Here is a 614-nt window from a genome sequence, read left to right as displayed (position 1 = left end):
CATTGTTTCTTGTGTCGGAAAATCTGATTCAAATTTCAAATCACCCACGCGGCTTGGAACCACCGTTTCTTGTGCAAAGACAGAGGCAGACAGAAGCATACTCGTCACTGCTACTGCTAAAATGCGCTTTTTCATATGGAAGTAATCCTTATCTTATTAGATGGTGTTGCTCAAATGAGAACAAGTCTTTTCAAGTCTAGATTAGTGTTGAACCGATTATTCTTTGTTCATATCTCAAACCCACCATCATCATAAGGTTCATAGATAAGGAGATAAATTGACCATTTATTATTGGTAATATACCAATTTTGGTATAAGTTAATTTATGCAAACACGGATACGCCTACACCACCAGAACGTAATCGAATGAAAAATAAAGATAAAAACAAAAAGCCGTTACATAATTTAGATTTGAATCTGCTAAAGATTTTTAGAGTAGTATCGGAAGAGAAGAAAACAGTCGCCGCAGCCAAGAGGCTCAACATCACTCAACCTGCTGTCAGCCGGGCTATGGCACGTCTACGTGAGCATTTTAACGACCCACTATTTGTGCGAACGAGGTATGGATTAAAGCCTACGGACAAAGGACAACTTTTATCCGATAGCTTACCTAA

Annotated in this window: 1 protein-coding gene; it reads left to right on the top strand. The window is 38.6% G+C overall.

What is annotated here, in order from left to right; all coding sequences use genetic code 11:
* Positions 1 to 366: 366 nt before the first annotated feature.
* Positions 367 to 614 (top strand): LysR family transcriptional regulator (locus R8N47_RS26465; protein ID WP_318186265.1); only part of this gene is annotated, 248 nt, incomplete at its 3' end.

Source organism: Vibrio sp. 2132-1 (assembly GCF_033344315.1).
This window is presented reverse-complemented; position numbering and strand designations above follow the sequence as displayed.